General features: G+C 65.3%; 17 protein-coding genes. 13 read left to right on the plus strand and 4 right to left on the minus strand.

The annotated features are described in order from the left end of the window. Nucleotides 1–16: 16 nt before the first annotated feature. The 13 genes from ACE3P0_RS14990 (at nt 17) to ACE3P0_RS15050 (ending at nt 18,673) form a co-directional block, all read left to right on the plus strand. The gene (locus ACE3P0_RS14990) at nt 17–1,081 is read left to right on the plus strand and encodes an ABC transporter ATP-binding protein (RefSeq protein ID WP_374403511.1); all 1,065 of its coding nucleotides are present in this window, start codon (nt 17–19) and stop codon (nt 1,079–1,081) included. A 98-nt stretch (nt 1,082–1,179) separates the two neighbouring features. Then, a complete protein-coding gene (locus ACE3P0_RS14995; protein WP_374403512.1) occupies nt 1,180–1,953 on the plus strand; it encodes a substrate-binding periplasmic protein in 774 nt (257 codons plus the stop codon). A gap of 77 nt (nt 1,954–2,030) precedes the next feature. Beyond that, nucleotides 2,031–4,649 carry an ATP-binding protein gene (locus tag ACE3P0_RS15000; protein ID WP_374403513.1) on the plus strand — a complete coding sequence of 873 codons (2,619 nt, stop codon included), beginning with the start codon at nt 2,031–2,033 and terminating at the stop codon, nt 4,647–4,649. Continuing rightward, nucleotides 4,642–5,814 (plus strand): GGDEF domain-containing protein, encoded by a 1,173-nt coding sequence (locus tag ACE3P0_RS15005; protein ID WP_374403514.1) that lies wholly within the window; start codon nt 4,642–4,644, stop codon nt 5,812–5,814. The genes ACE3P0_RS15000 and ACE3P0_RS15005 overlap by 8 nt, the downstream gene beginning before the upstream one ends. A 60-nt stretch (nt 5,815–5,874) precedes the next feature. After that, on the plus strand, nt 5,875–6,936 hold the full coding sequence (locus tag ACE3P0_RS15010) for an AI-2E family transporter (RefSeq protein ID WP_374403515.1): 1,062 nt from the start codon (nt 5,875–5,877) through the stop codon (nt 6,934–6,936). A 38-nt stretch (nt 6,937–6,974) separates the two neighbouring features. Next, the gene (locus ACE3P0_RS15015) at nt 6,975–7,424 is read left to right on the plus strand and encodes a DUF411 domain-containing protein (protein ID WP_374403516.1); all 450 of its coding nucleotides are present in this window, start codon (nt 6,975–6,977) and stop codon (nt 7,422–7,424) included. Between the two features lie 91 nt (nt 7,425–7,515). Next, on the plus strand, nt 7,516–11,004 hold the full coding sequence (locus ACE3P0_RS15020) for a P-loop NTPase fold protein (protein WP_374403517.1): 3,489 nt from the start codon (nt 7,516–7,518) through the stop codon (nt 11,002–11,004). A 240-nt stretch (nt 11,005–11,244) separates the two neighbouring features. Further along, the gene (ppdK, locus tag ACE3P0_RS15025) at nt 11,245–14,037 is read left to right on the plus strand and encodes a pyruvate, phosphate dikinase (RefSeq protein WP_374403518.1); all 2,793 of its coding nucleotides are present in this window, start codon (nt 11,245–11,247) and stop codon (nt 14,035–14,037) included. A gap of 261 nt (nt 14,038–14,298) precedes the next feature. Beyond that, complete coding sequence (locus ACE3P0_RS15030) at nt 14,299–15,186, plus strand: ParB/RepB/Spo0J family partition protein (RefSeq protein WP_374403519.1); 888 nt, start codon at nt 14,299–14,301, stop codon at nt 15,184–15,186. 67 nt (nt 15,187–15,253) lie between these two features. Then, on the plus strand, nt 15,254–16,330 hold the full coding sequence (locus ACE3P0_RS15035; RefSeq protein WP_374403521.1) for an RNA methyltransferase: 1,077 nt from the start codon (nt 15,254–15,256) through the stop codon (nt 16,328–16,330). 354 nt (nt 16,331–16,684) lie between these two features. Next, on the plus strand, nt 16,685–17,614 hold the full coding sequence (locus tag ACE3P0_RS15040; protein ID WP_374403522.1) for a cytochrome c3 family protein: 930 nt from the start codon (nt 16,685–16,687) through the stop codon (nt 17,612–17,614). Continuing rightward, nucleotides 17,607–18,296: a cytochrome b/b6 domain-containing protein gene (locus tag ACE3P0_RS15045; RefSeq protein ID WP_374403523.1), complete on the plus strand. Its 690-nt coding sequence runs from the start codon at nt 17,607–17,609 to the stop codon at nt 18,294–18,296. The genes ACE3P0_RS15040 and ACE3P0_RS15045 overlap by 8 nt, the downstream gene beginning before the upstream one ends. 35 nt (nt 18,297–18,331) lie before the next feature. Then, entirely contained in the window at nt 18,332–18,673 is a 342-nt protein-coding gene (locus ACE3P0_RS15050; RefSeq protein WP_374403524.1) for a c-type cytochrome, read from the plus strand. A 170-nt stretch (nt 18,674–18,843) separates the two neighbouring features. On the opposite strand, the gene ACE3P0_RS15055 is transcribed toward ACE3P0_RS15050, so the two are convergent. The 4 genes from ACE3P0_RS15055 to ACE3P0_RS15070 form a co-directional block, all read right to left on the minus strand. Next, nucleotides 18,844–20,934, minus strand: coding sequence for an MtrB/PioB family decaheme-associated outer membrane protein (locus tag ACE3P0_RS15055; RefSeq protein WP_374403525.1), 2,091 nt, complete (start codon nt 20,932–20,934; stop codon nt 18,844–18,846). 61 nt (nt 20,935–20,995) lie between these two features. Then, complete coding sequence (locus ACE3P0_RS15060; protein ID WP_374403526.1) at nt 20,996–21,988, minus strand: DmsE family decaheme c-type cytochrome; 993 nt, start codon at nt 21,986–21,988, stop codon at nt 20,996–20,998. Nucleotides 21,989–22,037: 49 nt separating this feature from the next. Beyond that, entirely contained in the window at nt 22,038–22,511 is a 474-nt protein-coding gene (locus ACE3P0_RS15065) for a ComEA family DNA-binding protein (RefSeq protein WP_374403527.1), read from the minus strand. A 20-nt stretch (nt 22,512–22,531) separates the two neighbouring features. Then, nucleotides 22,532–25,333: an OmcA/MtrC family decaheme c-type cytochrome gene (locus ACE3P0_RS15070; protein WP_374403528.1), complete on the minus strand. Its 2,802-nt coding sequence runs from the start codon at nt 25,331–25,333 to the stop codon at nt 22,532–22,534. Nucleotides 25,334–25,573: the final 240 nt, after the last annotated feature.

Here is a 25,573-nt window from a genome sequence, read left to right on the forward strand (position 1 = left end):
ATTATAATCGATACCTATGTTCCGACTTGAACTCAACACCATCGTTCAGCGTTATGGTGAGCGCACTGTGGTCGACGGCGTCGATCTGCGTCTGCCTGCTGGGCGCATCGCCTGCCTGTTGGGGCCTTCCGGCTGCGGCAAGACGACGCTGCTGCGCTGCATTGCCGGCTTCGAGCCGATTGCGGGCGGCGAGATCCGCATCGATGGCGCGCTGGTCAGCAGCGTGCGGCACCGCGTTGCACCCGAGAAGCGCCAGATCGGCATGGTGTTCCAGGACTACGCGCTGTTTCCGCACCTGAACGTCGCGCGCAACATTGCGTTCGGTATCGGGGCGCTGCCAGCCGACGCGCGCGCCGCGCGGGTGTCGGAACTGCTCGATCTGGTCGGCCTGCAGGGCTATGGCGAAGCCTTTCCGCATGAGCTTTCTGGCGGCCAGCAGCAACGTGTCGCGCTGGCCCGCGCGCTGGCGCCACGGCCGCAGCTGGTGCTGCTCGACGAGCCGTTTTCCAGTCTCGATGTCGATCTGCGCGAGCGCATCGCTGGCGAGGTGCGCGATATCCTCAAGCGCGAGGGCGCCACGGCGCTGCTGGTCACGCACGACCAGTACGAGGCCTTCGCGATGGCAGACGAAGTCGGCGTAATGGCTGAAGGCACGCTGCGCCAGTGGGATACGCCCTACAACATCTACCACCGCCCGCGCGACCGCTTCGTTGCCGACTTCGTCGGTCAGGGCGCGTTCCTGCCGGGGCGTGTCTGCGACGCGCGCACGGTCGAGATCGAGCTGGGCCGTGTGCAGGCTGCCGAGCCGATCGTGTGCTCGAGCGACGGCGCGCTGTGCGAAATCGGGGGGGCCGTCGACTTACTGCTGCGCCCCGACGACGTGGTGCACGACGATGCAAGCACCCTGCGCGCGGAAGTAGTTCAGAAAGCCTTCCGCGGAGCCGATATTCTCTACACCCTGCGTCTGGCGAGCGGACGCGAAGTGCTATCGCTGGTGCCCTCGCACCACAACCACGCCCTCGGTGAGCTGATCGGGATCCGCCTCGACGCGGACCATGTGATCGCTTTCCGTTCCGACTGATCGGGCCTGGTCCAGCGCATCGCGGCGGCCGGCGCGTGGGCGTTTGCGGAGGCGTGATGCGTTTGGGGTGGCGAAGTTTTGTTCGGGTGTGCAGTTTGGTGGCCCTGGGCTGCAGCCTGGCGTCGTCGGTCATGGCGGGCGAGGCCGGTGGGCAGCTGGAGAAGATCCGTGAGAGCAAGACGCTGCGCGTCTGCATCTGGCCCGACTACTACGGCCTGAGTTTCCGCAACCCGAAGTCGGGCACGCTGAGCGGCCTCGATACCGACATGGCGCGCGAATTTGCACGCGAGCTGAGCGTGAGCCTGCGCTTCGTCGACACCACATTTGGCCGCTTCATCGAGGATCTTGACGCCGATCGCTGCGACATCGCGATGATGGGCGTGGCGGTGACACCGCAGCGGGCGGAACGGCTCGCGCTTTCACGCCCCTACCTGCGCGGCGATGTGTATGCCGTGACCACGCGCCACAACACCCGCGTGCGCAGCTGGCAGGACATCGACCGACCGGGCACCCGCGTTGCGGTACTCGCCGGCACCTACCACGAGCCTTTGATGCGTGAGCGCCTTCAACAGGCGGAGCTGGTCGTCGTGGTGCCGCCGCGTACGCGCGAAGCGGAACTGGAATCCGGCCGGGTCGACGTCTTCATGTCCGACTTCCCCTTCACGCGCAAGATGCGCGACCACAATGACTGGGTGCGCGTGTTCGCGCCGCCGGCGCCTTACTTCCTGGTCAACTCGGCCTATGCCGTGAAGCGCGGCGACGCCGCCTGGCTGCAACGGGTGGACGCCTTCGTCGCCGCGATTCGCGCCGACGGCCGGCTGCTTGAGGCTGCGCGCCGATACGGGCTTGACCCGATGATGATCAAGGATTGAGCCGGTGCGCTGCCGCTACGATTCGTCGATGCAAGCCCTTTGCTCCAAGCCGATCGCACGCCTCGCCGGAGCCGGCCATGGGTGCTGAGGCGCGACAGATGCTGCGCGCCCGCTTGGCCGCGTTGTCCTTGCCGGCGCTGCGCCTGCCGCGCGGCATCGGCAGCGTGCTGGTGGCCTTCTGCCTGTGCGGCACGGTGGCGGTGCTGTACCACGCGAATCGCCTGCGCAACGAAGCGCTGCAGACGCACCGGATGCTGGCTGCGAACGTGGCGCGGGTGGGCGAATATCAGCTCACGCTGATGATGCAGATGATCGATCGCCAGCTTGATGCCAGCATCGCGAGCTGGCGCCGTTTGCCGAGCAACGATGTGGATGCGTTCGAGGCGCAGCTGCAGTCGGCGCTCAACGGCCTGCCGGCGATCCGTTCCCTGTCCATCGTGGCAGCGGATGGGCGACTTCTCGCCAGCAGTACGGCCGGCGCGCGTGGCCGGCGGCTCGACGCGTCGGGCATCAAGGCGTTGGGTGGCGGTAGCGACGCGACTCTGCTGCGCGTGTCAGGCGTGTGGATGGGGCGTGATCTGGGTGATGGTGCGCCCGCGGCGAATCCGGTGGATGCGCGCCTGTCGGCTTACTTCTTCACCGTCGCGAGGCCGCTCGTGGATGAGCACGACGAGGGCTATGTCGTCGCTACGGTGAACCCGGACTACTTCGTCAACCAGCTCGCCAGCCTTGGCGGGCGCGATGCCTTTGCGGTTTCGGTGTCGCGATACGATGGCCTGCTGTTGCTGGGCACTTCACCGGAAGAGATGGCGCCAGGCAGCGACCAGTCGGCGGATACGGTGTTCCGCAAGGAATTGCTGGAACGGGAAATCGGCATCGTCGACATCCCCCGCACGTCGCACAGCGGCGCATTCACGCGTGCCTTCCATGCTTCGCGGCTGTACCCGCTGGTGGTGCAGGTCGGTTTCACCGAGGCCGCCGCGCTGGATGACTGGCGCCGTGAGATGGCCAATCTCGCGTTGATGGGCGTGGGCGCGCTGGCCTTCGTGCTGCTGCTCGGGGGCCTGGTTCATCGCATGCAGGTGCGGCGCGAGCGCGAGCAGGCGAGCACCCGCGATGCGTTGGAGCTGTCGGCGCGCGTGTTCGATGCCGCCTTCGACGGCATCCTGATCACCGACGCGAAGTGCCGCATCCTGCGCGTGAACCGCGCCTTTACGCAGATTACCGGATACACCGAGGACGAAGTGCTCGGGCGCACGCCGCATGTGCTGTCGTCCGGTCTGCACGATGCGGACTTCTACCGCAGCCTGTGGCAGACGATCGGCCGTGACGGCCGCTGGCAGGGCGAACTGATGAACCGGCGCCGCTCGGGCGAACTCTATCCGGAGCATCTTGCGATCTCGGCGGTGACTGACGCGCAGGGTCGTGTCTGCAACTACATCGGCACCTTCAACGATGTCACCGAGCGGCATCGCAGCGAAGCGGCGCTGCGTTCGGCAAAGGAGGCTGCCGAGACGGCCAACCGCGCCAAGAGCCACTTCCTCGCCACCATGTCGCACGAGATCCGCACGCCGATGAACGGCATCCTCGGCATGGCGCAGCTGCTGCAGATGCCTGACCTCAGCGATGCCGAGCGTGAAGAGTACGCACGAACCGTGCTGACCTCGGGCGAAACCCTGCTCACGCTGCTCAACGACATCCTCGACCTGTCGCGCGTCGAGGCCGGCAAGCTTGATCTCACGCCGATGGCGAGCCAGCCCGCGCTATTGCTCGAAGAGACCGCCGCGTTGTTCGCCGAGGCTGCGCAGCGCAAGGGGCTGCGGATCGAAACGCACTGGGCGGGGGCGGCGGACGACACCTTCTGGTTCGATCCGGTGCGCCTGCGCCAGATGCTGTCGAACCTGCTGAGCAATGCGATCAAGTTCAGCAACCGCGGCGTGATCCGCGTCGAGGGCGAAGTGCTGACGCGTACCGCCGAGCAAGTGGAGCTGCGTTTTGCGGTGACCGATAACGGTATCGGCATTGCGCCGGACAAGCTGGCGCTGCTGTTCCAGCCCTTCAGCCAGGTCGATTCATCGAGCACCCGCGCCGCTGGCGGCAGCGGGCTGGGGCTATCGATCGTGCGCAGTCTGGCCTTGCTGATGGATGGTGACGTCGGCGTGCGCAGTGAGCCGGGCCAAGGGGCCTGCTTCTGGTTCCGCATCCGTGTGCGCCGGCAGGGGCTGGCACCCGGTGAGGCGCCGACCCTGCGCGCAGGCGTGCAGGCCTTGCCGCATTCGCACGCCGCCGGCGAGTCGCCGCTGGTGCTGGTGGTGGAAGACAGCCCGACCAATGCAAAGGTGATCGAGACCATGCTGCAGCACCGGGGCTACCGTGTGCTGGTTGCGGGGGACGGTTTGCAGGCTGCGGATCTGCTCGCAAAGGGCCGTTCGCCCGATCTGATCCTGATGGACTGCCAGATGCCGGTACTCGACGGCTTCGCCGCCACGCGCCGCATCCGCGAATGGGAGGCCGCGCTAGGGCGTGAGCGCTTGCCGATTGTGGCGCTGACCGCCAACGCATTTGCCGAGAACCGCGCGCAGTGCCTCGCCGCCGGGATGGACGATTTCCTCGCCAAACCGGTGGTCGTCAAGGCACTGGTCGAAGTGCTCGAACGCTGGCTGCCGCAGCGCGATACGGTGGCCAGCGATGCTTGATCTCACCTCGATCCTGTTCGCGACGACCCTCGTATCGCTCTGCATGGCGCTGATGCTGCGCGTGTTCATTCGCGGCTTTGATCCGCTGATGCGCGGCGCGCGCCCGATCGCCTGGGCTTGCCTGATGCTGGCCTGCGGTTCTGCGGCGAGTGCGCTACGGGTGTTGGGCAGTGAATGGGTGCCGCTTGCAATCGTGCTCGGCAACTTCGGCTCGCTCGCGAGCCAGGGGCTGATCCATGTCGGCCTTTGTCGCCTGATCGATCGCCATGCCCGCCTGCCCTATGTGGTGGCGGTACTCGCCTGCAGCTTCGTTGCCTCGCTCTGGTACACCTTTGTCGCGCCCAGTTTGGTGGGTCGCGTTGCAGTGCTGAGCGTCGGTCTCCTCGTGACGGTCTTGCTCACGTTGTGGGAGCTTTACTGCGGTCTGCGGCTGCGCCGTTCGGTGGTGACGTTGGGGCTGATGGTCACGCTTGGTGTGCTGGCCGTGGCGCTGGGTTTGCGCGCGGCCTCGGTGTGGGTGTTCCGCGATGACTTCGACCGCTTCTATACCGACTCGCCGCTGCAGCCCTTGCTGCTAGTGGTGGTGATGATCACGCTGGTGCTGGGCATCCTGATGTGCATGATGCTGCTTGGCGAGCGTGCGCTCGAACGCCTGCGCGAGAATGCCCGCCGCGAAGACTTGCTGACTGGCCTGCCGAACCGATTTGCGGCGGACGAAGCGATCGAGGCGGCGCTCGAGCGTAACGCCCCGCGCGCACGGCCGACCACGGTGGTGCGGGTCGATCTGGACAACTTCCGCCAGTTCAACGACTGGTATGGGCACGACGTGGGCGATGCGGTGCTGCGCCATGTCACTACCTGCATCCGCAATGTGATGCCGCGTGGCGGCCTGCTCGCGCGCTGGGGCGGCAAGGGCTACATCGTCGTGATGCCGGATGCCGGGCCGGAGCAGGGCGCGGGCCTCGCGCGCGACGTCGTGCTGGAAATCAGCCTCAGCCCGCTCGAACTGGGCCACTTCGACATCGAGATCGCTGCGTGCGCCGGCGTTGCGTGCTCGATGCGCAGCGAATCAACGACCGATGCGCTGATGCTCAGTGCCGAGGCTGCGCTGGACCACGCGCGCCGCAACCCGGACGGCACGTCCGGCGTGCGCGAGCTTGATTGAAGCCAGCGCGCGGGGTGTCCGCGGCCGGTAAGATCAGCACTTGCCCCGGTTCGCGATCTCATGACACCTCATCCCGCACAGCGTTTCGAAAACTTCGCCCAGCTCGCGCTGACGATCGGCCTTGTGGCAGGTTGCTGGCTGGTGCTCGCACCCTTCATCGTGACGATCCTTTTCGCCACGGTGGTCGCGCTGTCCACCTGGCCGCTCTACACCGGCGTGCTGCGTCTGTTGCGCGGGCGGCGCACGGTGGCGGCGGCGCTGATGTGCCTTGGCTGTGTGCTGGCAATCGTGGTTCCGATCGTGGTGGTCACCAGCTCAGCGGCGGAGGGCTTGCAATGGCTGTTCGGGCTGATCCGCGCGCGGATCGACAGCGGCCCCGTGCAGGTGCCGGAATGGGTGCGCAGCCTGCCCTTGCTGGGGGATTCAATCGCCAACTACCTGCAGACGCTGCTGAGCAGCCGCGAAGCAATGGTGGGGCTCGGCCACCGAATGATCGAACCGGCGCGCGCCTTTGGCCTGAAGATCGTCGCTGCGCTCGGCGTGGGGGTGGTGCAGGTGTCGCTCGCGGTGTTTGTGTTGTTCTTCCTGTATCGCGATGGCCCGGCACTGCATGGCGCGATCGAGCGCATGGTCGAACGGCTGTACGGCGAAACCGGCCGCGAGTTGCTGACCACCGCACAGAAAACTGTTTTCGGCGTGATGCTCGGCATGGTGGGTACCGCGCTGGCCCAGTCCCTGGTGGCTGCGCTGGGTTTCACGATTGCCGGCGTGCCGGCGCCGGTGTTGCTTGCTTCGCTGGTGTTCCTGCTGTCGATGGTTCCGGTTGGCCCGCCCCTGGTCTGGGGCGGGGCGGCCTTGTGGCTGTACGACCGTGGCGAACTTGGCTGGGCCATCTTCATGGTGCTGTACGGTGTGCTCGCGATCAGCTCGGTCGACAACATCGTCAAGCCGCTGCTGATCGCACGCACGTCGAGCCTGCCACTGCTGGTTGCGGTGCTCGGCGTGTTCGGCGGCGTGCTGGCCTTCGGTCTGGTCGGGCTGTTCCTCGGTCCGACGCTGCTCGCGCTGGGCATCAGCCTGACGCAGCGCTGGCTCAATCTGCGCGACCCCTCCGCACACTGAGTGACGGATCGCCGCATGAATTCGAACGGAGCAACACGATGAAGCAAGGATTGATCGCACTGGCCCTCGCCGCGCTGAGCAGTACGGCGCTGGCCGCGTCGCTGCCCGAAGTGATCAGCTACAAAAACCCCTCCTGCGGCTGCTGCGGCGGCTGGGCCGCCCATATGCGGCAGGCCGGCTTCAAGGTGACCGAGAAGCCGGTCGAGGACATGGACGCGATCAAGCGTCGCCTTGGCGTACCGGCTGCCGCCGCCTCGTGCCATACGGCCACGGTGGGCGGCTATGTGGTCGAAGGTCATGTGCCTGCGGCCAGCGTCAAACGCCTGCTTGCCGAGAAACCCAAGGTCGCCGGGATTGCCGCGCCGGGCATGCCGGCTGGGTCGCCCGGCATGGAGGGCAGCGCCGAGCCGCCGTACGAGGTGGTCAGCTTCACGCGCGAGGGGGCACTGAAACCCTACGCACGCTACATCGGCACTCGCCAGCAGTAGCCAGCCCACTGCGCCGCGTCGCGGCGTTTCGCTTTGCATTCCGCGAGCATCGGGTCTAGCTTGGAGAATCCCCTCTCCGGCAGACGCACACATGCTCAAAGGCGATCCGGCTCCAGCATCGAGTGCAGTGGCCACAGGTGGCGCACGCATTTCTCCGCGTGGCGCGCTGTTCGTGTTCAGCCTCATCTGGCTGGCGGCCAGCACGGCGCTGGGGCTCTCGCAATCGCTGCGGCCCGACCCGCTCAACGCGCCGGCCTTCATGACGCTGGATTGGTGGCGCTACCCGGTCGAGCGCAACGCGGCGCTGCGCCTGCCTTTGATTGGCGGCACGCTGCGCGGCCTGCATGTGGCCGACGACGGCGTGCGTGTCTGGGTGGTGGGCGACGCGGGCTTGATCCTGCATTCGATCGACGGTGGCTTGAGCTGGTCGCGTCAGCATCTGTCGGGCGAACCGGGTGCGCAGCTGCCTGCCAGTGAGCCGCCCGCCGCGAAGGCCTCTTGGCTCGGGCTGATCTCCGAGGCGCAGGCGGCGGCGCTCGGCTACGATCCCAAACAGCAAGCCGCCCAGCAGCCACTTCAGACCAAGGTGCCTGACAAGTCGCAGGGCGGCGTCGCTGCGTCGGTGCCGAAAGAGGGGGCCGTAGGGCCTACCGGCGTTGTGGTGCCGTCGAATGCGCTGCAGCGGAGGGATGTCGGCGCCGGCAACGCGCCGGCAGCGAACGATCCGCCGGTCGTCGAACAGCAGGCACCCACCCCTGTTCAGTCGACACCCGTACAGCAAGCCGCGCCGGCCAAACCCGTCGAACCGCCGGCATTGAACGCGATTGCATTCGATGCCGCAGGCCAGCGCGGCCTGCTCGGTGCCGCCAACGGCGTGCTGTACGGCAGCCGCGACGCCGGCGTGAACTGGGAAGCGCTGGTGCGTGTCGATGGCGCAATCCTCGCCGTCGCGCTACGGCCCGATGGTGCGCAATGGATGGTGAGCCGCAACGGCGTGCTGTACCGCTTCGAGGCGGCCAGCAACAGCTGGCGCATCCACGCGGAACTGGGTGCGCTTGCGGACGCCGCGATCGATGCGGCGAGTGGTCGGGTGATGCTGCTCACGACCGATGCGCGCACGTTCGAGAGCAGCGATGGCGGTACCAACTGGCGCGAAGGCACGGCACCGCTCGGTGGCCGCGGCCGCATTCTGCAATTGCGTGCCGATGGCGAAACCTGGGGCGGTCAGCGCGGCATGTGGCTGGTGCGCACCGCGGCGTCGCCCTATGCCTTGGGTGCCCCCGCGGGTACCAAGGTGCCGGATGTCGCGCTGCGCGCGGTGCGCAGCGGCGGTGGCCGGCTGTTTGCGGTGGGCGAATCGGGCAGCATCTATCGCCAGGCGCAGGGGGCCGCGCAGTGGCTGGCGCTATCGGCCGGTGCTGCGGGCGCGCTGCGCGAGATCCGCATTGATGCGGGCGGTAGTGGCAGCGCGCTGGGCGCCGGCGGCATCCGCTATGCCACGCAGGACAGCGGGCGTAACTGGCAGCCGCAGGGGGCTCGCTACCAGCGCTGGCCCGCGCCGTGGCTGTGGCTGGCGTGGCTGCTCGGCTTGCTGGGGCTTGCCGCCGCGGCCCTGCGCCGCCCGCCGCCGCAAGCCAGCGCTGTGACCGACACCGCGGCAGACGCCTTCGTATCCGACAAACCGCTCGCCGCAGCGCGTGAAGATCGGCTCGACTTCGCGCCCCTCGCGTGGGGACTTTCTGCCTTCCTGCGCAACGAGAAGACCGATGCGCCGCTGACGATCGCGATCACCGGCGACTGGGGCAGCGGCAAGAGTTCGCTGATGGGTCTGTTGCAGGAAGACCTGTCGCGTTTCGGCGTGCGCTGCGTGTGGTTCAACGCGTGGCATCACCAGAAAGAGGAAGCCCTGCTGGCGGCATTGCTGACCTCGATTCGCGACCAGGCGATTCCGGGCTGGCTGAGCCTCGAAGGCATCGAATACCGCGTGCGCCTGCTGTGGACGCGGGGGCGCCGCTACTGGCCGATGTCACTCGCGGTCGCCTTCTCGGTTGGGCTGTTCGGCTGGACGCTGACCCACCCCGGCACGGTGCTCGACAACTGGCTCACGCTGGCGAACGACCTGTGGTCTGCGCTGAGCGACGACAAGGCCAAGCCCGACCCCGACTCACTCGTTGCCCGTCTGCGCGCCATGGGGCTGGCGGCCGGTGCGCTGGCGCCGCTGGTGGGCGCGCTGCTGCGGATGCGCGCCTTTGGCGTGGACCCGGCCGCACTTGCTGCATCGATCTCGTCGCGCGCATCGGTGAAGGACCTCGGCTCGCAGGCGAGCTTCCGGCAGAAGTTCGCCGATCAGTTCCGCGAAGTGACCGCCGCGCTGGAGCCGCGGACGATGCTGATCCTGATCGACGACCTCGATCGCTGCAAACCCGAGGCGGTGCTCGAAGTGATGGAGGCGGTGAACTTCCTCGTCTCGTCCGGGCGCGTCTACGTCGTGCTGGGCATGGCACGTGCACGCGTCGAAGCCTGCGTCGGCCTTGCGTTCGAGAAAGTCGCCCATGAGCTTGTCGAGGCCGAAAGCGCCAAGGCCGCGGCCGAGTTGCCGGGCGAGGACAAGGATGCGCGCGCCCGTCGCGTGCGCCGTGAATACGCACAGCAATACCTCGAAAAACTCATCAACATCGAGGTGCCGGTGCCGAAGCTCGATCCAACGCGCAGCGCCCATCTGCAGGACGAGGATCGCGCAGCGTCGAGCGGCTTCGCATTGCCGCCGGCGGTGCAGCGGCTGTGTCGCCTGTGGCCGGCACTGGTTGCCGCCTGCGCGATCTGGGCTGGTGCATGGCTGGGTTCGCAACTGCCGGTGGCGGTGCAACGCGCGCCGGAGCCTGCCGTGCCGGCGACAACGCTTGTCGCCAACACCGCGGCAAGGCCGATTGCATCATCGCCCCTCGGCGCGGTTTTGCCTGCCGAAAGCGAACAGGGGCCGGTGTTCTTCATCGCTGCGGCACTGCCGCCGAAGGGTTGGGGCAGCGTCGGAGTTCTGTTGCTGGTGGCGGCGGGGCTGACCGGGCTTGGCATGGTGCGGCGGCCCAACCCGGTGGTGCGCGACTCCCCCGCGTTCCGTGACGCACTGGCGATCTGGAACCCGGTCGTCGCGACGGCCCTGCGCACCCCGCGTGCGGTGAAGCGCTATCAGAACCGGGTGCGCTATCTCGCGATGATGGCGCGCAACAGCCGCCGCGCACCCACGCTGCGCGACGAGATCCGCATGTGGCTGCTGCGCCAGCGGGATGCCGCCCAGCCGCTGGCGAGCGGCGACCCCTCGCCCGAACTCGTTGCGATCGGTGCGCTCGACAAGGCGGCAGCCGGCTGGGAGTCCGCCGCGAGTCCGGCCGAAGTGCTCGCACGGATCGACTCGACCGAGCTGCGCGAGATGCTCAAGGCAGCTTTCGATGCGCATGCCAAACGCTTTGATCTGGCTGCGGTGCGCAGTTTCGTGCCGCAGTTCCGGCAGCTGGCGAGCGGCGTGCGGATGGAGGCGGCGCCATCCACGGCACCGGCCGGCGCGCCAGTCGCAAAGAGGTAGCGCGATAACCCGTGCGATTGAATCAGGTCTTACATCTGACTGTTGACCTCGCTTAAAAAGGGCGACCAACCCGAGGACTATCGTCAGCGCAACGGTGTTTCGTCATCACGCCAACCGGCGCCTGACGGATCGACCGTCAGTGACGCTCGCACGCGCCGGGGCAAGCCTCCGAATCCGCCCCCCCACGTCCAACGCCAGGACGGCCAGATGGTGTCAGGTGCCCTTCAGGGAGAGGGAGCCATGACCACCTATGTGTATCCGTTCGAGAGCGGCGACGGCAAGAACAAGATGCTGCTCGGCGGCAAGGGCGCAAACCTCGCCGAGATGACGCAGATCGGGCTGAACGTTCCGCCCGGCTTCACGATCACCACCGAAGCCTGCCTCGCCTACCTCGAACACGATGTGCTGCCCGACGGCGTGATGGACGAAGTGCGCGCTGCAATGCGCGAACTCGAACAGAAAACCGGCAAGGGTTTCGGCTCCGCAACGAACCCGCTGCTGGTGTCGGTGCGCTCGGGCTCCGCGATGTCGATGCCCGGCATGATGGACACCATCCTCAACCTGGGCCTCAACCCGGCCACGCTCGATGGCCTGATCCACCAGACCGACAACCCGCGCTTCGGCTACGACGCCTGGCGGCGCTTCGTGCAGCTCTACGGCAAGATCGCGCTCGGTGTGCCGGACGAACTGTTCGACGAAGCGATGAGCACGCTGAAAGCCAAGGTCGGCGCCGCGCAGGATGTCGACCTCACTGCACCGCAGCTGAAGGATCTCGCGCAGACCTACATCGGCATCGTCGAGCAGCACACGGGGCACCCGTTCCCGACCGACCCGATGCAGCAGCTCGAAATGGCGATCGCGGCGGTGTTCCGCTCCTGGATGGGCAAGCGCGCGGTCGACTACCGGCGGCAATTCAAGATCACGCCCGAGATGGCCAACGGCACTGCGGTAAACGTGTGCACCATGGTGTTCGGCAACATGGGCAACGACTCGGCCACCGGCGTCGGCTTCACGCGCAACCCGGCCACCGGCGAGAACCTGATCTTCGGCGAATACCTCACCAATGCGCAGGGCGAAGACGTGGTTGCCGGCATCCGCACGCCGAAACCGATCGCCGAGATGCAGCAGGAAATGCCGCGCCTGCACGCCGAGCTGATGGAGCTGCGCAACAAGCTCGAAGCCCACTACAAGGAAGTGCAGGACTTCGAGTTCACGATCGAGAAGGGCCGCCTGTACGCGCTGCAGACCCGCAACGGCAAGATGAACGCGCGCGCGATGGTGGTGACTTCGGTCGAGATGGCCAGCGAGGGTGTAATCACCCGAGAGCAGGCCCTGCTGCGGGTGAACCCGGCGCTGCTCGAACAGCTGATGGTGCCAACCCTTGCACCGGGTGCCAACGCGGTCGCATTGGCAACCGGCCTGCCGGCCTCGCCGGGTGCTGCCTCCGGCCGGGTGGTGTTCGATGCCGATACCGCAGAAGCGCGCGGCAAGCTTGGCGAGAAGATCATCCTGGTGCGTGAAGAGACCAAGCCGGAGGACATTCACGGTTTCTTCGCCGCGCAGGGCATCCTCACCGCACGCGGCGGCAAGACCTCACATGCGGCAGTGGTCGCGCGTGGCATGGGCAAGCCGTGCGTATCGGGTTGTGCGGCGATCCAGATCGATGTGCATGCGCGCAAGGCGCGCGTCGGTGACGCCGAGTTCGTCGAAGGCGATGTGATCACGATCGACGGCAGCACCGGCAAGGTCTACGCCGGCCGCATTCCGACCGTCGAAGCCGAGTTCTTCGACGAATTGCAGACGCTGCTCGAATGGGCAGACGAAGCGGCAACGCTGAAGGTGCGTGCCAACGCCGATACGCCGAACGATGCTGCGCGCGCACGGCGCTTCGGCGCCGTCGGTATCGGCCTGTGCCGCACCGAGCGTATGTTCAACGACCCCGGCCGCTTGCCCGTGGTGCAGGAAATGATCCTCGCCGATACGCCGGAAGAACGGCAGGACGCGCTTGATCGCTTGCTGCCCTTCCAGCGCGAAGACTTCAAGGGCATCTTCCGCGCGATGGACGGCCTGCCGGTCACCGTGCGCCTGCTCGACCCGCCGATCCACGAGTTCCTGCCGACTGCGTCGCAGCTCGAATTCGAGATCGACCACCTGCGCAACCTCAAGCGCGCGGTGCGCGGCATGAACGAGCTGCCGGAAACCCTGCGCATGCTCGATCCCGAGCTGCACCACGCCTACGTCGACAGCCTCGACCACCTCAACGCGAACCTGGTGCAGTACGAGCAGCAACACCGCTTCGATGCGCTGATCGCGCGGCGCGAGGCGATGCTGCGCAAGGTGCATGCCTTGCACGAAGTGAACCCGATGCTCGGCCATCGCGGCGTGCGTCTCGGGCTGACCAATCCCGAGATCTACACGATGCAGATCCGTGCGCTCTTCGAAGCGGCGGCGGGCAGCCTGCGCGAAGGCGTGACGGTCAACGCCGAGATCATGGTGCCGCAGGTATGCACCAAGGAAGAGCTGGTGCGCGTGAAGGCGATCTTCGACACCGAACTCGACCGCGTCGCGGCGCTGCTGGGCGAACGACCGCATGTGCGTTTCGGCACGATGATCGAGGTGGTGCGGGCCTGCGTACGGGCTGGCAGCCTTGCACGGATCGCGGAATTCTTCAGCTTCGGCACCAACGACCTGACGCAAGCCACTTTCTCGTTCTCGCGCGAGGACGCGGAGAACAAGTTCCTGCCCTTCTATCAGGAATCGAAAATCCTGCGCGAAAACCCCTTCGAGGTGCTCGACGTAAAAGGGGTGGGTCGCCTGATGCAGATGGCGGTGCAGTGGGGCCGCGAAGTGCGGCCCGATCTGAAGGTCGGCATCTGCGGCGAGCAGGGCGGTCAGCCCGATTCCGTGCGCTTCTGCCACGCGATCGGCCTGAGCTACGTGTCGTGTTCCGCCCCGCGCGTGCCGATCGCCCGCTTGGCGGCAGCGCAGGCCAAACTGCGCGAGAAGGAGTACAGCACCAGCGTGTTTGACTAGACCGGTTTGGAAGGAGAGTGGGCGCGTTCCGGTTTCGGCCGGACGCGCTTCTTTTTTGGGCCGAAGGGCTGTTTTGCACAAACCGCATCCGACCAGCACCGTCGTCGACCGGCCCAGTGGATAAGCAACATCCATACGGCGCGCGGGTTCCCGAAGGCTGCGCTTTCGGTAGTTGCCCCGCACCGCAAAAACCCGGAACATCCCCGCCCTTTTGGTCGACACGCATGTCGGCCAAGCGGCAGCGAACAGGCGGACAAAGCAATGGGTTTCAAAGAGACGGTTCCCGAATTCAAGATGATCGACGTGGCGAAGATCGTGCCGGACCCGGCACACCCACGTCGCCAGTTCGATGAGGCGGGCATCAAGCGCCTGGCAGATTCGATCACTGGCGTCGGCCTGATCCAGCCCGTGGTTGTGCAGCCGGCCGATGCCGAGGGCAAGTACCGTCTGATCGTTGGCGAGCGCCGCTTGCGCGCGGCCTTGCTCGCAGGTGATGCCGAGATTCCGGCGCTTGTGCGTGCCTGCGCGCCGAACGAAACGTTGGAAGTGCAGGTATTCGAGAACCTCGGGCAGGGCGTGCGCTTGCCGTTGGCTCCGCGCGAGATGGCGCAGGCCTTGAAGGCGATCGCGCGCGGCTTCGAATCGCCCGAAGCCGCGGCCGAGCATTTCGGCCAGCCGGCCACCTGGCTGGAACAGAAGACAGCGCCGGCGAATCTCTCGCCGAAGGTCGAGGCGCTGCTCGAATCCGGCCAGATCACCAGCTGTACCACCGCGGTTCAGCTCGACAAGCTCGCCCAGAAGAACGAAGCGCGGCTCGATGCGCTGGTTGCCGAACTGGAGCAGGGTGAGAAGCTGCCGAAGAAAGTGCTCGAAGCGGTGCTGGTTGAGGAAGGCGTGAAGCGCGGCAAGAAGAAGGCTGATGCCGACGCGATCGAGCCTGCGGCGCAAGCGGTCGTCGCCGCGCCGGCGCCGACTGCGTCTGCGAGTGCTGCGCCCGCGGCGCCCAGCACCGGGCGGCGAGTGAACCCCGGCAAGGTGCGCATGGTCGCGCAGATCCTCGGCCTTGATGCGGGCGACGAAGAGGCGGTGCTGGACCGCTTGATCGACGAATTCCTCGCGCTCAAGGGCGAGGGCAACCCGCCCTTCTGATCACGCGCTACAGTGGCAAGCAGCGCGCCGGCGTTCGGTGCGCGCCTGCTGCATAAGCCCTCCGACCATGCGTATCGAAGACATCCGCGCGCGCCTGCTTGCGCTTGGCGCCAAACCGATCCACGAACAGCGTTTGCTGCGTGCGTGGGCGAACGCGCAGCCGATCGACAGCGGCCCGCACAAGGCGGAAGACTTCCTGCCGCTCGCGCTGCGTAACGCGTTGCCGGCCCTGAGTGCCGATCTCGCGGGCCTTGCGCGCCTGCGCTCTGAACATCCGGGCGAAGACGGCTCGGCGCGTCTGCTCGTCGAGCTTGCCGACGGCCAGACGGTTGAGAGCGTGCTGCTGCCGCGCGATGGCCTGTGCGTATCGACGCAAGTCGGCTGCGCTGTCGGCTGCGTGTTCTGCATGACGGGCCGTGACGGGCTGCTGCGCCAGGTCGGCAGCGCCGAGATCGTCGCGCAGGTGGTGCTCGCGCGCAGCCGGCGTTTCGTCAAGAAGGTGGTCTTCATGGGCATGGGCGAGCCCGCCCACAACCTCGATAATGTGTTGGAGGCCATTGAGCTGCTTGGCACGGCCGGGGGCATCGGCCACAAGAATCTGGTGTTCTCGACGGTGGGCGATCCGCGGGTGTTCGAGCGTCTGCCGCAAGGCCGCGTGAAACCGGCGCTCGCGCTGTCGCTGCACACGACGAAGGCGGATCTGCGTGCGCAACTACTGCCCCGCGCCCCGCGCATCGACCCGGCTGACCTGGTCGAAATGGGGGAGCGTTACGCCCGCAGCACTGGCTATCCGATCCAGTATCAATGGACATTGATTGATGGCGTCAACGACGGCAACGATGAGCTCGAAGGCATCGTTCGGCTGCTCGCCGGCAAGTACGCGATCATGAACATGATTCCCTACAACACGGTGCCGGAACTCGAATTCAAACGTCCAGCTTGGGAACGTGCCACCGCCATCGCACGCACGCTGCACCAGCGTGGCGTGCTGACCAAACTGCGCAACTCGGCCGGTCAGGATGTCGACGGCGGCTGCGGCCAACTGCGCGCGCGAGAGATCGAAAAGGGCCGCGCCGAACGCGAGCAGCGCATCGCGAGCCGGCGGATTGCGATCGTGCCGCGACACGGTGACGACGCGATTTGACGTTGCTTGTGCACACGTTGATCGCGCGGTTGCCGACGCGGCCGCCTCAAGCCGTGGCGTGTTGATCGAAGTCGAGCAGTGCTGATCAGGCGCTGCTTGCTCAGGCAATCACCGGATCAAGCGACGCGCTCCTTCCGAACCACGACCTGACGCTGAATCGGACGCTCCACCTCTGTTGACTTGAGCGTACGGACCAGTACGGCTGACATAAATCAGACCATCAGATTTAACCCTGAAAAGTGTGTTGATATTGAGGTTCAACCTTGTTGTAATCCGCCCACGATTCATTGTGCTGAAGGCCAAGCCATGTCATGGAATGCCTGCGGGAAAATTGTGTTGCTGGCGTGTGTCGCCATGCTCAGTTTCACCGCGCTTGCGGAAGAGAACGAACCGAAGGGGCCTTCTCCACAGATGCTGGAGAAGATACGGAAGAAGAACGATGAGTGCTTTGCCTGCCACAGCGAGGAAGGGCTAAAGCACCCGCCGCAGGAAGGCATGGATCTGAAGAAGTTGCGCGGCCTGTTGCGCGACAAGGAAGCCTTCCATGCATCAGACCACCAGCGTCTGGCCTGCACCAAGTGCCACAACGAAGGCTACGACGACTTCCCGCATGAGCCGGACGCGAAGGAGTCGACCAGCAGCTGCCCGGACTGCCACCAGAAGAAGGCGGACCATGCGCAGGCGCAGTTCGACAAGTCGGTGCATGCCAAGAACCTGTCCGACAAATTCACCTGCACGACTTGCCACAATCCGCATGTGATGCGGCGCGCCGACAAACTCGGTGATCCGAAGAAGATCGTGGAGCAGGACAACCGCGTCTGCCTTGGCTGCCACGATTCGGATGAGCGATTCGCACAATTTGCGCCGGAGAAGAAAGACCGCCCGCTGATCGACGACATCCACAAGTGGCTGCCGAACACGCGTGCGCACTGGAAGGCCGTGCGCTGCGTGGAGTGTCACACCCCGGTCGTTGCGGCTAACGAGCCGATCTCGCATGAGATCCTCGACAAGAAGCGCGCAGAGAAGAAATGCGTGACCTGCCACAGCCGCGATACGCAGCTCAAAGTTCGCCTCTATCGTCACCTGGCGAGCGAGGAGCAGAACAAGTTCGGTTTTGCGAATAGCGTGGTGCTGAACGAGAACTACGTGATCGGCGCGACACGCAACCCGCTGGTCGACAAGCTGATGATCGGGCTCGCTGCACTGACCCTGTTTGGCGTTTTGGGCCATGCCGCCCTGCGCGTCGTGATGCACTACCTGCGCCGGAGAAACAAGAATGACTGATGAACGCCGTCATGATGATGACCGCCGGCACCAAGAGCGCCGCATTGGTGACCGACGTACCGGAGCCGAAGGGGTGCGGATCTACATCCTGCCGGGCTGGGTGCGCGCCTGGCACTGGACGAACGCGATCCTGATCCTCACGATGATTGCGACCGGCTTCAGTCTGCACTACGCGGACGCGAAGATCCCGGTGGTCGAGTTCTCGCTCGCCGTGCGGATCCACAACACTGCGGGTGTGCTGCTGGTGGCGCTGTGGAGCTTCTTCGTGATTGCCAACGCGGTGACCGGCAACTGGTGGCAGTTCGTGCCGAAGCCGCCGGGCATTCTGGAGCGCTGTATCAAGCAGACGCGGTACTACATGTGGGGCGTTTTCAAGGGCGAACACGAACCGTACCCGGTGACGCCCGAAGAGAACTTCAACGCACTGCAGGCGCTGACCTACTGGTTCATGATCTACATCGTATTGCCGCTACTGGTGGTGACCGGGCTGATCTTCCTCTACCCGCAGTACGCGCCGAAGGAGATGTTCGGCGTCGACGGGCTGTTCCCGATCGCGGTGGTGCACTACGTGTGCGCGACGATTGTCGCGACCTTCATCGTTGCTCACGTCTATCTCTGCACCTTCGGCAAGAAAGTCAGCACCACCTTCAAGACCATGATTACCGGATGGCATGAGCACTGACCCGGTATGTTTGAAACACCCATAGGAGAGTACGCATGAAAACGAAACTGATCGTTGGGGCTTTCAGCCTGTTTGGCGCACTGGCACTTGCACCGGTGGCGCACGCCGCGGACGCTGCTGCTGCCCAGGCGCTGGCGAAGAAAGAAGGCTGCCTGAAGTGCCACGCCATCGACAAGAAGAAGGAAGCCAAGTCCTTCACCGACATCGGCAAGAAGTACGCGGGGAAGGCCGATGCCGAGGCCAAGCTGCTGCACCACATCACCTCCGGCGAGAAGGTGAAGATGGAAGACGGCACCGAGGAAGATCACAAGATCATCAAGACCAAGGATGCGGCGGAGCAGAAGAACCTGATCGACTGGATCCTGTCGCTCAAGTAATCCGACGCAGCAGAAGCAAAGCCCGCCGCGGTGCAGACCCGGCGGGCTTTTTATTTCTCTTGGCGGATTCGTCGCGGGGGAGTCGCGACGCGTGCGATGGCCGATCGGCCGAAAAGCAAAACGCCCGCACTTTGCCTGAGCGGGCGTTTTGGTGAAGCGCGGTTCGCGTCTCAGAAGCTGTAACGCACCGCCATGCGAACGACGTTGACGTTGTAGTGCGGCGCTTCTTCGCCGAGTGCCAACAGGTTCGGCACAGCGGTCGGCGTCACGCCGTCGTAGCGCCAGTCGCGCGAGCGGTATTCCTCATGCCACACGCCTCCGGTGATCGACATGTTGCTCTGCAGGCGGTAGGTCGCATACAGCTTCACGCTGTCGAGGTTGGTCGTCGCGGTCGGGAAAGGCGGATCGCTCGGCCCTGCGTTCACGACCACGTCGCTGCGCGAGCTGGTGTGGCTGACGTCGGCTCCGAGTTCAAGCTTCCCGTCCATCGCTACATGCTTGATGCCGAAGCCGATGACGTCGATCTCGTCGCTGTTGCGTGCCCACCAGTTCGGCAGTGTTGCGCTGGAACTGCCCGCCTGATTGGAGCGAAGGCGCTCCGAGGCCGCGAAGAGCTGCACCTGCGTATGTTCGCCGATCGCTGCGGACAGGTCTGCGCCGTAGCTGTCACTGCGTGCATCGGTCAAGCCGACTTGCGAATTGCGGTAGTCGTCTTCCGAGTAGTCGTAGTGCAGCCCAATCGTGATGCCTTCCATCGCTGTGATGTCGGCACGCACGCCCGCGGTGTCACGCCAACGGTCGGCGAGGTTGTACTTGCGCATGTACGGGTTCTCGGCGGGCGACACCCAGGTCGCAGACCCATAGCCGGAGTTCGTGCGCTCGGCGTGCGCCAACCTGAGCGAAACCGAGAGGTACTCCTGAACCTGCGCGGCGACGCGTCCCCACACGGTGCCTTCGCGCGTCTTCACGGTGTCTTGCAGGGTGCGCATGCGGTCGTCTTCATCCGCACCGATCGATGTCTTCAGCCAGCTCGGGCCGAGGTAGTCCGCGTTGATCTTGTAGCGATCCTGCTTGTACGAGAAAGGCTGGTTGCTGCGCGTGGTGGTGCCGACAAACATGTCGGTGGCCACCATGGGGTAGGCGAGGCTGTCGGTCTGGTTGTCGTGTTCGTCGCGCACGTAAACCGCGTTGATCCGAAGCTGCGTGATCGGGTTGTACGCGAGCCGGAAGCTGCCGTTGAATGTGCCGACCTTCCCGTTGAGGGAGGACGCCGGCAGCGCCGGGATGGAGGGCGCAAGCGCAGCGTTCTGCGTGACGGGCAGGTATGAGGAATCCTGCGTCATGCGTCCGAAGGCGACATCGGCGCTGGCGCGCAGTTGCGGCAGGATTTCGTAGGTGCCGGACGCGAGCAGTTGATGGAACTGGTTGTCGGGTGGCAGTGCAAGCTGGCCGGCGGTCGCACCGGTAACGACCGGCGTGAACGGATTTGCCCAGGTCAGCGAGTCCTCGTTATTGCGGAACAGCGAACCGTGATAAGCGAGCGACAGTTGCCACTTCTGCGTGACGTACCCGGCCGAGACTTCGATCTGGTCAGTGGTCTGGTCCACCGGCGCCACGAGTTGCGACGAGGTGTTGTAGAACGATCCGGCAATCCGCTGCGTGCCGTCGCGCACATCGCGCCGCACCTTGACGCTGGTGGTCCAGTGCTCGTCGCCGAGCCAGGCGGCTTCGGCGTCGATCCGCGAGCGCTTGAATCCGATATCTACGGTATTGAGGCTACCGGCCGGAAGATCAGCAGTGGTTGCGATCGGGAAGCCTGCGGGCAGACGCAGCACCTCACTGCCGGCGCCAAGGAAGGGCGTCGCGCCGCTGTCCGAGGTGTAGTGCGGGATCTCGGCGTAGCCGAAGCGCGCCGAATAGCGTCCTTCCTGGCGTACGCGCGCGTCGATTGCACGTGTATCGATACCGAGATCGCTTGCCTGGAAGCTGCCGCTGAACCCGCTGTCGTTGCGATAACGGCCTTCGCCGCCGGCGATGATGTACGGGCCTTGTTGGTCTAGGCCGGTGTAGTTGCCGAAGGTTTTTGAGTCCTCGGTAACGCTGCCGAGGCCAGCCTCCACCGTGGTGCTGGCGCTCGCTTTCTCGAACGGGCAGGACTCGCAGGTCCACTGTGAGGTGTCCACTGCCAGCGCTGTGCCGCTGGTGGTGATCGTCAGCGCGCCGAGCGCGCAGAGCAGGAACAAGGGACTGAATGGTTTCATGGCCGCGTCCGTTCTCGCAGAGAGGTTACGCATGTACTCATGGTGAATGTTCGATCGCCGTTCAACGCAGCAGCTTCGCGCCGGCCGGATGGTTGGAGCCGTGCACCTGCGCGTGGCAGTTCGTGCAGCCGCCGGCGACAACGAAAATCGAGCCCCCACCGCCGTTGCCGGGCAGCGCTGCGCCCGTGCGCGGCACCGCCGGGTGGCCCGCCACCGAGTGGCAGGTCTGGCACAAGCTGGTAGTGCTCTTCGTCAGCATGGCTGGGCGAACTGATCCGTGGCTGGTATGGCAGAGGCCGCAGTCTTCCGTGACGGGTGCGTGTTCCCACAGCAACGGGCCACGTTTTTCTGCGTGGCAGCTGTAGCAGGTCTGGTTCAGCGTGGGCTTCTTGAGCATCGCCTGCGTGCCGGAACCGTGCGCGTTGTGGCAGTCGCTGCAGGCCATCAGACCAAAGCGAACCGGGTGCGACGACGCTTTCTGGAAGTCGATGCGTTCGGACTTGTGGCAGCGGAAGCAGACATCCGGTTCGGTCTTCTTCGCCAGCACCGGGTCCTTATCGACGTGCAGCTTGTGGCAGTCGGTACATGCCAGCTGGCTACGGTCATGGGCCTCGGCATGCCAGGCATTGCGCGAGCGGTTCTGGTGGCAAGACAGGCAGACGGCATTGCGCTCGGCAGGCGTGTAGAACGAGTTCGCCTTGAGACTGTTGATCGTCTGGATCTTCTTGCTCTTCTGCGTGGAGTGCCGGTCGCCGGGGCCGTGGCAGGCCTCGCATTGCAGCCCCTTGGGGCCGAACGGGCTATGCGCGTCACCGCGCTGGCCGTGTTTGTTCTTGAAGATGCCGGCGGTCGTGAAGTTCGCGGTGTCGCTGTCGGCGTCGTGGCATTCAAGGCAGGTGTCCGCACCCTTCTTGCTGTACTCGGTGCCGGGGCTCGCGATCGCGGTGGGCGCAGCGGCAGTAGCGGGCGCGGCCTCTTCGGCGAAAGCCAGGCTTTGCCACGCCAGGCCAGCCAGCACAAGCGCGGTGGAGAACACTGATTTGGCGAGGTTCATCGATGTCTGCCCGTTCGTCTTGGTTCGTCTTGTTCCGATACAGCTTCGCCTAGCCCTTGGAGCTCAGCTTGGTCTTCTGTATCGCGATGATCTTGTGTTTGTTGGCGACGTAGATGCCGGTGGGTAGCCCGGCTGTCGTGACCAGATCGGTCTTTGTCTTGAACGGACGCGCGGCAATGATCCGATCCGCCTCCGCATCTCCGACGCCATACAGCGTTTTGAGTTGTGCCTTGCTTGCGCTGTTGATGTCGATCAGCGGCGCGGGTTTCTGTGTGGCCTTCTTGCTGCTCTGAGCTTGCTGCGGGTGGCCCGCGGGCAGGGCCTCAGTGCTTGTGCTGGCCGTTGCCGCGAACCCAGCGCCAGCCATCAACCACAAGCCGGTGGCAATCACCACGCTGCGGCCCGCACGACACGATTTATGGGTCTCTTTGGCCATGCTCATCTTTGCTTGTTCGGCTTTGACTGCCGCGTATTTGCGAAACAGCCCCGCCTGGGTGGAACCGGATGCGGCGACCCGCCGCATCCGTGTTGCGCGCCCGATTGTTACTTCGAGTGCATCGCCTTGATGTCACCCACACGGCCGGCGGCATGGCAGACCATGCAAGTCTCGGTAGTGCCCAGCGCCGCACTGCGTGCCGCGTACACCGAACCGCCGTTCGCGGTGATGTGCGACTGAGCCAGCGACGAGTCGTGGCACGCGAAGCAGGCGGTGGTGATCGGAGAGATCACCGCGGTAGTCGCTGCTGCTGCGGTCGAGGTGCCGGTGCCCGCGCTGTAGCTGAAGCCAGAGCCGTAGTTGTACACGTTGTCCTTGACGACATACGGCGACAGGGAGAACGCGGCAACCGGATCAGCCGAAGCCGTGCCGTTGAACTTGCCGGTTGCAACCGTGCGATACAGGCGGTTCGGCACAGCCGCGGCGGAGTCCGCTGCGCTGAAGTCGTAGGTGCCGGGCAGGTGGCAGGTCTCGCATTGCTTCAGCACACCGGGGTAGCCGACATCGGCGAACGACTCGGTCGTGCTCGACGCGTGCCAGGTGAATTTGACGTCACGCATGGAGCCTGCGTGGATCGAATGCACGAAGCTTGTCGAGTCGGCCGACCAGCCGCTGCTGGTGCGGTTCGGCGTGTGGCACCACGAGCAGGTCGTACCGTCGTTGCGCTGACCCGCGTGGAAGGCATCCTCGGTGAAGGTGCCCAGCTCCTGGTGGCAGGCGTTGCAACGCTTGTCTTCGACGATCGCGCGGCGGCCGGTGTAGCCGGTAGCAACCTTCTGCGCGTTCGGCGTGATCACGATCAGGCCACCGGTGAGGTTGGGCATGTTCGCGACCGGGGTGCCGGTTGCGGGGGCCGTCGGGTAGGCGGCCAGGTTGGCTTGTGTCAGCGGCGGTGCGCTGGACAGGCTGTAGGAGTAGCCGATACCGCCCGTCAGCATCTTCGCTGTGGTCGGAATCACCACACCAGTCAGCGTGACGGTGTAGTACCCGTCTGCGTCCGGCCCGGTCAGCGTACCGGCACCGGTGCCTGTTGCCTTGCCGTTCCAGATGTTGCGCAGATAGCCGGACACCGAGGCGTTGAAGTCAGCCGGCGCGGTGATGCCGTCCTGCGGCACCGAGAACACGAAGTAGGCACTCGGCGAGCCGAAGAAGTTGTTCCACATTTCCTGCGTGGTGACCGGCTTCGTCGAGTCGAAGGTGTTGAAGTCGACGCGTGCGCCATCCTGAAGCATGCGGAAGACCATCACCGGCTGCTTGCTGGCGTTGACCGACACGCTCTTGATGTCGTAGCTGACCTTGATCGCACCGGCCGGCAGGCGGCTGGTGTTCGAGGCGATCCAGGCTGCATTGGTGTTGGCATTCGTGCCACCCGCCAGCAGCGAGTTGGTCGGATTCGGCGGCGTTACCGGCGTGTGCGCGATGTCGATGCCCTCCGGCTTATGGCAGGTGCTGCACATCGAGTCGTCGGACTGCGGGCCGGCCGGGTGGGCATTGGTCGTCGAGGTCAGGCCCTTTGCTGCGTCAGCCAGCGTGACGCCGGTGCCGGTCGCGAAGTTGATGCCATCGTGGCACGAGCCGCAAGCCAGGCGGTTCGGCATGGCCTTCCAGTTATCGCCCTGCGAGGTCTTCGCGGTCGAGGTGGCGGAGCCGTCGTGGCACTTCGTGCAGTTGCGGATGTCTTGCGGGTAACCCACTTCGTTCGGCAGCACGCCTGCGTAGTTGTAGTTCTTCTTCGCGAGCAGCTTGCCGTTGTGGATCTTGTGGATGTAGTTCGGCAGGTTGCCGACCGCACGGCCATCCACCACATCGGTGGCCTTGGAGGTGAATGTCAGTGTCGACGAATTGATCGTCGCTTCAACCTTGCCGTACTTGCGTTGTTCGGTGTGGCAGACCACGCAGTACTGCACGTTGTTGCGGTTGCCGCCGTGGAAGCCGGCGCCGGAGCTTTCGGTGCTGTCGCCCGGAATGCCGCCCAGCTGACGGTGGCACTCGTTGCACTTCGCGGTTGCAACGATATCGCGCCCGGATTCGGTCACCTTCTGACCGGTTGCAGGCACGAAGTCATAGATGTAGTCCACCGGCTTGGTCATCGGCACTGCCGCGTAGGCGGAAGTCGCCCCAGTCGGCGTGTTGCTGCCGGTGCCCGGTGCATTGCCCGAAACCTGGATCGTCAGGCGGTGAGTCAGGTTCGGTTCGTAGGTCAGGTCGCCGAGGTCGGCCTTGTTGTTCGGCGCCGCCACGGTCATCGCGTCGACATCGGCCTTGATCTTCGTGATGTCGCGATAGAACGTGTAGGTGTAGGTGCCGTCCTTGTTATCCACCAGCGTACCAGTGTTGTCGGTCGTCGGGCGGGTCGGCGCGGCGGCAGCGGTGGTGGTCGGCACCGTCGTGACGATGTAGCTGACCCACTTCGCCGGTGCGCCGTTGGTGCCTGGCACCATCTTCGCGATCGAGAAGGCCAGGTTGGTGAGGCCGGCCACCGTGGCCGTGCTGCTCTTGGAGGCGTTGCCAAGGCCAACCACCGGATAGCCCGAGGCGTCGGTGACCTTGAAGCTCACCACGGGCGGGCTGGAGATGGTCACACCGGTAACGGTGACTTGGGGGGCGAGCGAAGCCCAAGCGGCGGATGCGGCATCCGTCGGGGTTGCGCTGTTGCTGGGCACCATGACCACGCCGGCACCCGGGCCGGAGGGGCCAGATGGGCCGGAAGGGCCAGACGGGCCGCTGGGGCCTTGAGGTCCGGTTGGGCCTGCGGGGCCACTGTCACCACCGCCACAACCGATCAGCGTGGTGGCCAGCACGCCTGCGAGCAGGTAGCCGAGCCAAACGCGGCCTTTTTTCTTGTCCATGAATCTTCTCCCCCGACGTCCACCCAAAAGGTGCAACTCAAGACGCATCAATTTCTGAGGGCCTGCCGGTGATCAAATCGCCACCCCGCTCCCCCGCTTTGTGCCCCGAATCTACGTCTGGACACAATAATTCTTCTGATTTAGATCATTAAGGCGCCGTGATCCAGCTTCGCAGAAGACGGCGCCGCGCCAGTTTCCGGGCGGGTTTGCGTGGATTTGCAAGATGTTCACCCGGAAGCA

This window comes from Niveibacterium sp., from assembly GCF_041909475.1.
Taxonomy (GTDB): Bacteria; Pseudomonadota; Gammaproteobacteria; order Burkholderiales; family Rhodocyclaceae; genus Niveibacterium.

Excerpts from the sequence above, each read along its gene's own strand:
- ACE3P0_RS15055 (WP_374403525.1), bottom strand. The coding sequence starts at position 20,934 with ATGAAACCATTCAGTCCCTTGTTCCTGCTCTGCGCGCTCGGCGCGCTG.
- ACE3P0_RS15065 (WP_374403527.1), bottom strand. The coding sequence starts at position 22,511 with ATGCGGCGGGTCGCCGCATCCGGTTCCACCCAGGCGGGGCTGTTTCGC.
- ACE3P0_RS15070 (WP_374403528.1), bottom strand. The coding sequence starts at position 25,333 with ATGGACAAGAAAAAAGGCCGCGTTTGGCTCGGCTACCTGCTCGCAGGC.
- ppdK (WP_374403518.1), top strand. The coding sequence starts at position 11,245 with ATGACCACCTATGTGTATCCGTTCGAGAGCGGCGACGGCAAGAACAAG.
- ACE3P0_RS15050 (WP_374403524.1), top strand. The coding sequence starts at position 18,332 with ATGAAAACGAAACTGATCGTTGGGGCTTTCAGCCTGTTTGGCGCACTG.
- ACE3P0_RS15035 (WP_374403521.1), top strand. The coding sequence starts at position 15,254 with ATGCGTATCGAAGACATCCGCGCGCGCCTGCTTGCGCTTGGCGCCAAA.
- ACE3P0_RS15005 (WP_374403514.1), top strand. The coding sequence starts at position 4,642 with ATGCTTGATCTCACCTCGATCCTGTTCGCGACGACCCTCGTATCGCTC.
- ACE3P0_RS15015 (WP_374403516.1), top strand. The coding sequence starts at position 6,975 with ATGAAGCAAGGATTGATCGCACTGGCCCTCGCCGCGCTGAGCAGTACG.
- ACE3P0_RS15030 (WP_374403519.1), top strand. The coding sequence starts at position 14,299 with ATGGGTTTCAAAGAGACGGTTCCCGAATTCAAGATGATCGACGTGGCG.
- ACE3P0_RS15045 (WP_374403523.1), top strand. The coding sequence starts at position 17,607 with ATGACTGATGAACGCCGTCATGATGATGACCGCCGGCACCAAGAGCGC.
- ACE3P0_RS15060 (WP_374403526.1), bottom strand. The coding sequence starts at position 21,988 with ATGAACCTCGCCAAATCAGTGTTCTCCACCGCGCTTGTGCTGGCTGGC.
- ACE3P0_RS15010 (WP_374403515.1), top strand. The coding sequence starts at position 5,875 with ATGACACCTCATCCCGCACAGCGTTTCGAAAACTTCGCCCAGCTCGCG.
- ACE3P0_RS15020 (WP_374403517.1), top strand. The coding sequence starts at position 7,516 with ATGCTCAAAGGCGATCCGGCTCCAGCATCGAGTGCAGTGGCCACAGGT.
- ACE3P0_RS15000 (WP_374403513.1), top strand. The coding sequence starts at position 2,031 with ATGGGTGCTGAGGCGCGACAGATGCTGCGCGCCCGCTTGGCCGCGTTG.
- ACE3P0_RS15040 (WP_374403522.1), top strand. The coding sequence starts at position 16,685 with ATGCTCAGTTTCACCGCGCTTGCGGAAGAGAACGAACCGAAGGGGCCT.
- ACE3P0_RS14990 (WP_374403511.1), top strand. The coding sequence starts at position 17 with ATGTTCCGACTTGAACTCAACACCATCGTTCAGCGTTATGGTGAGCGC.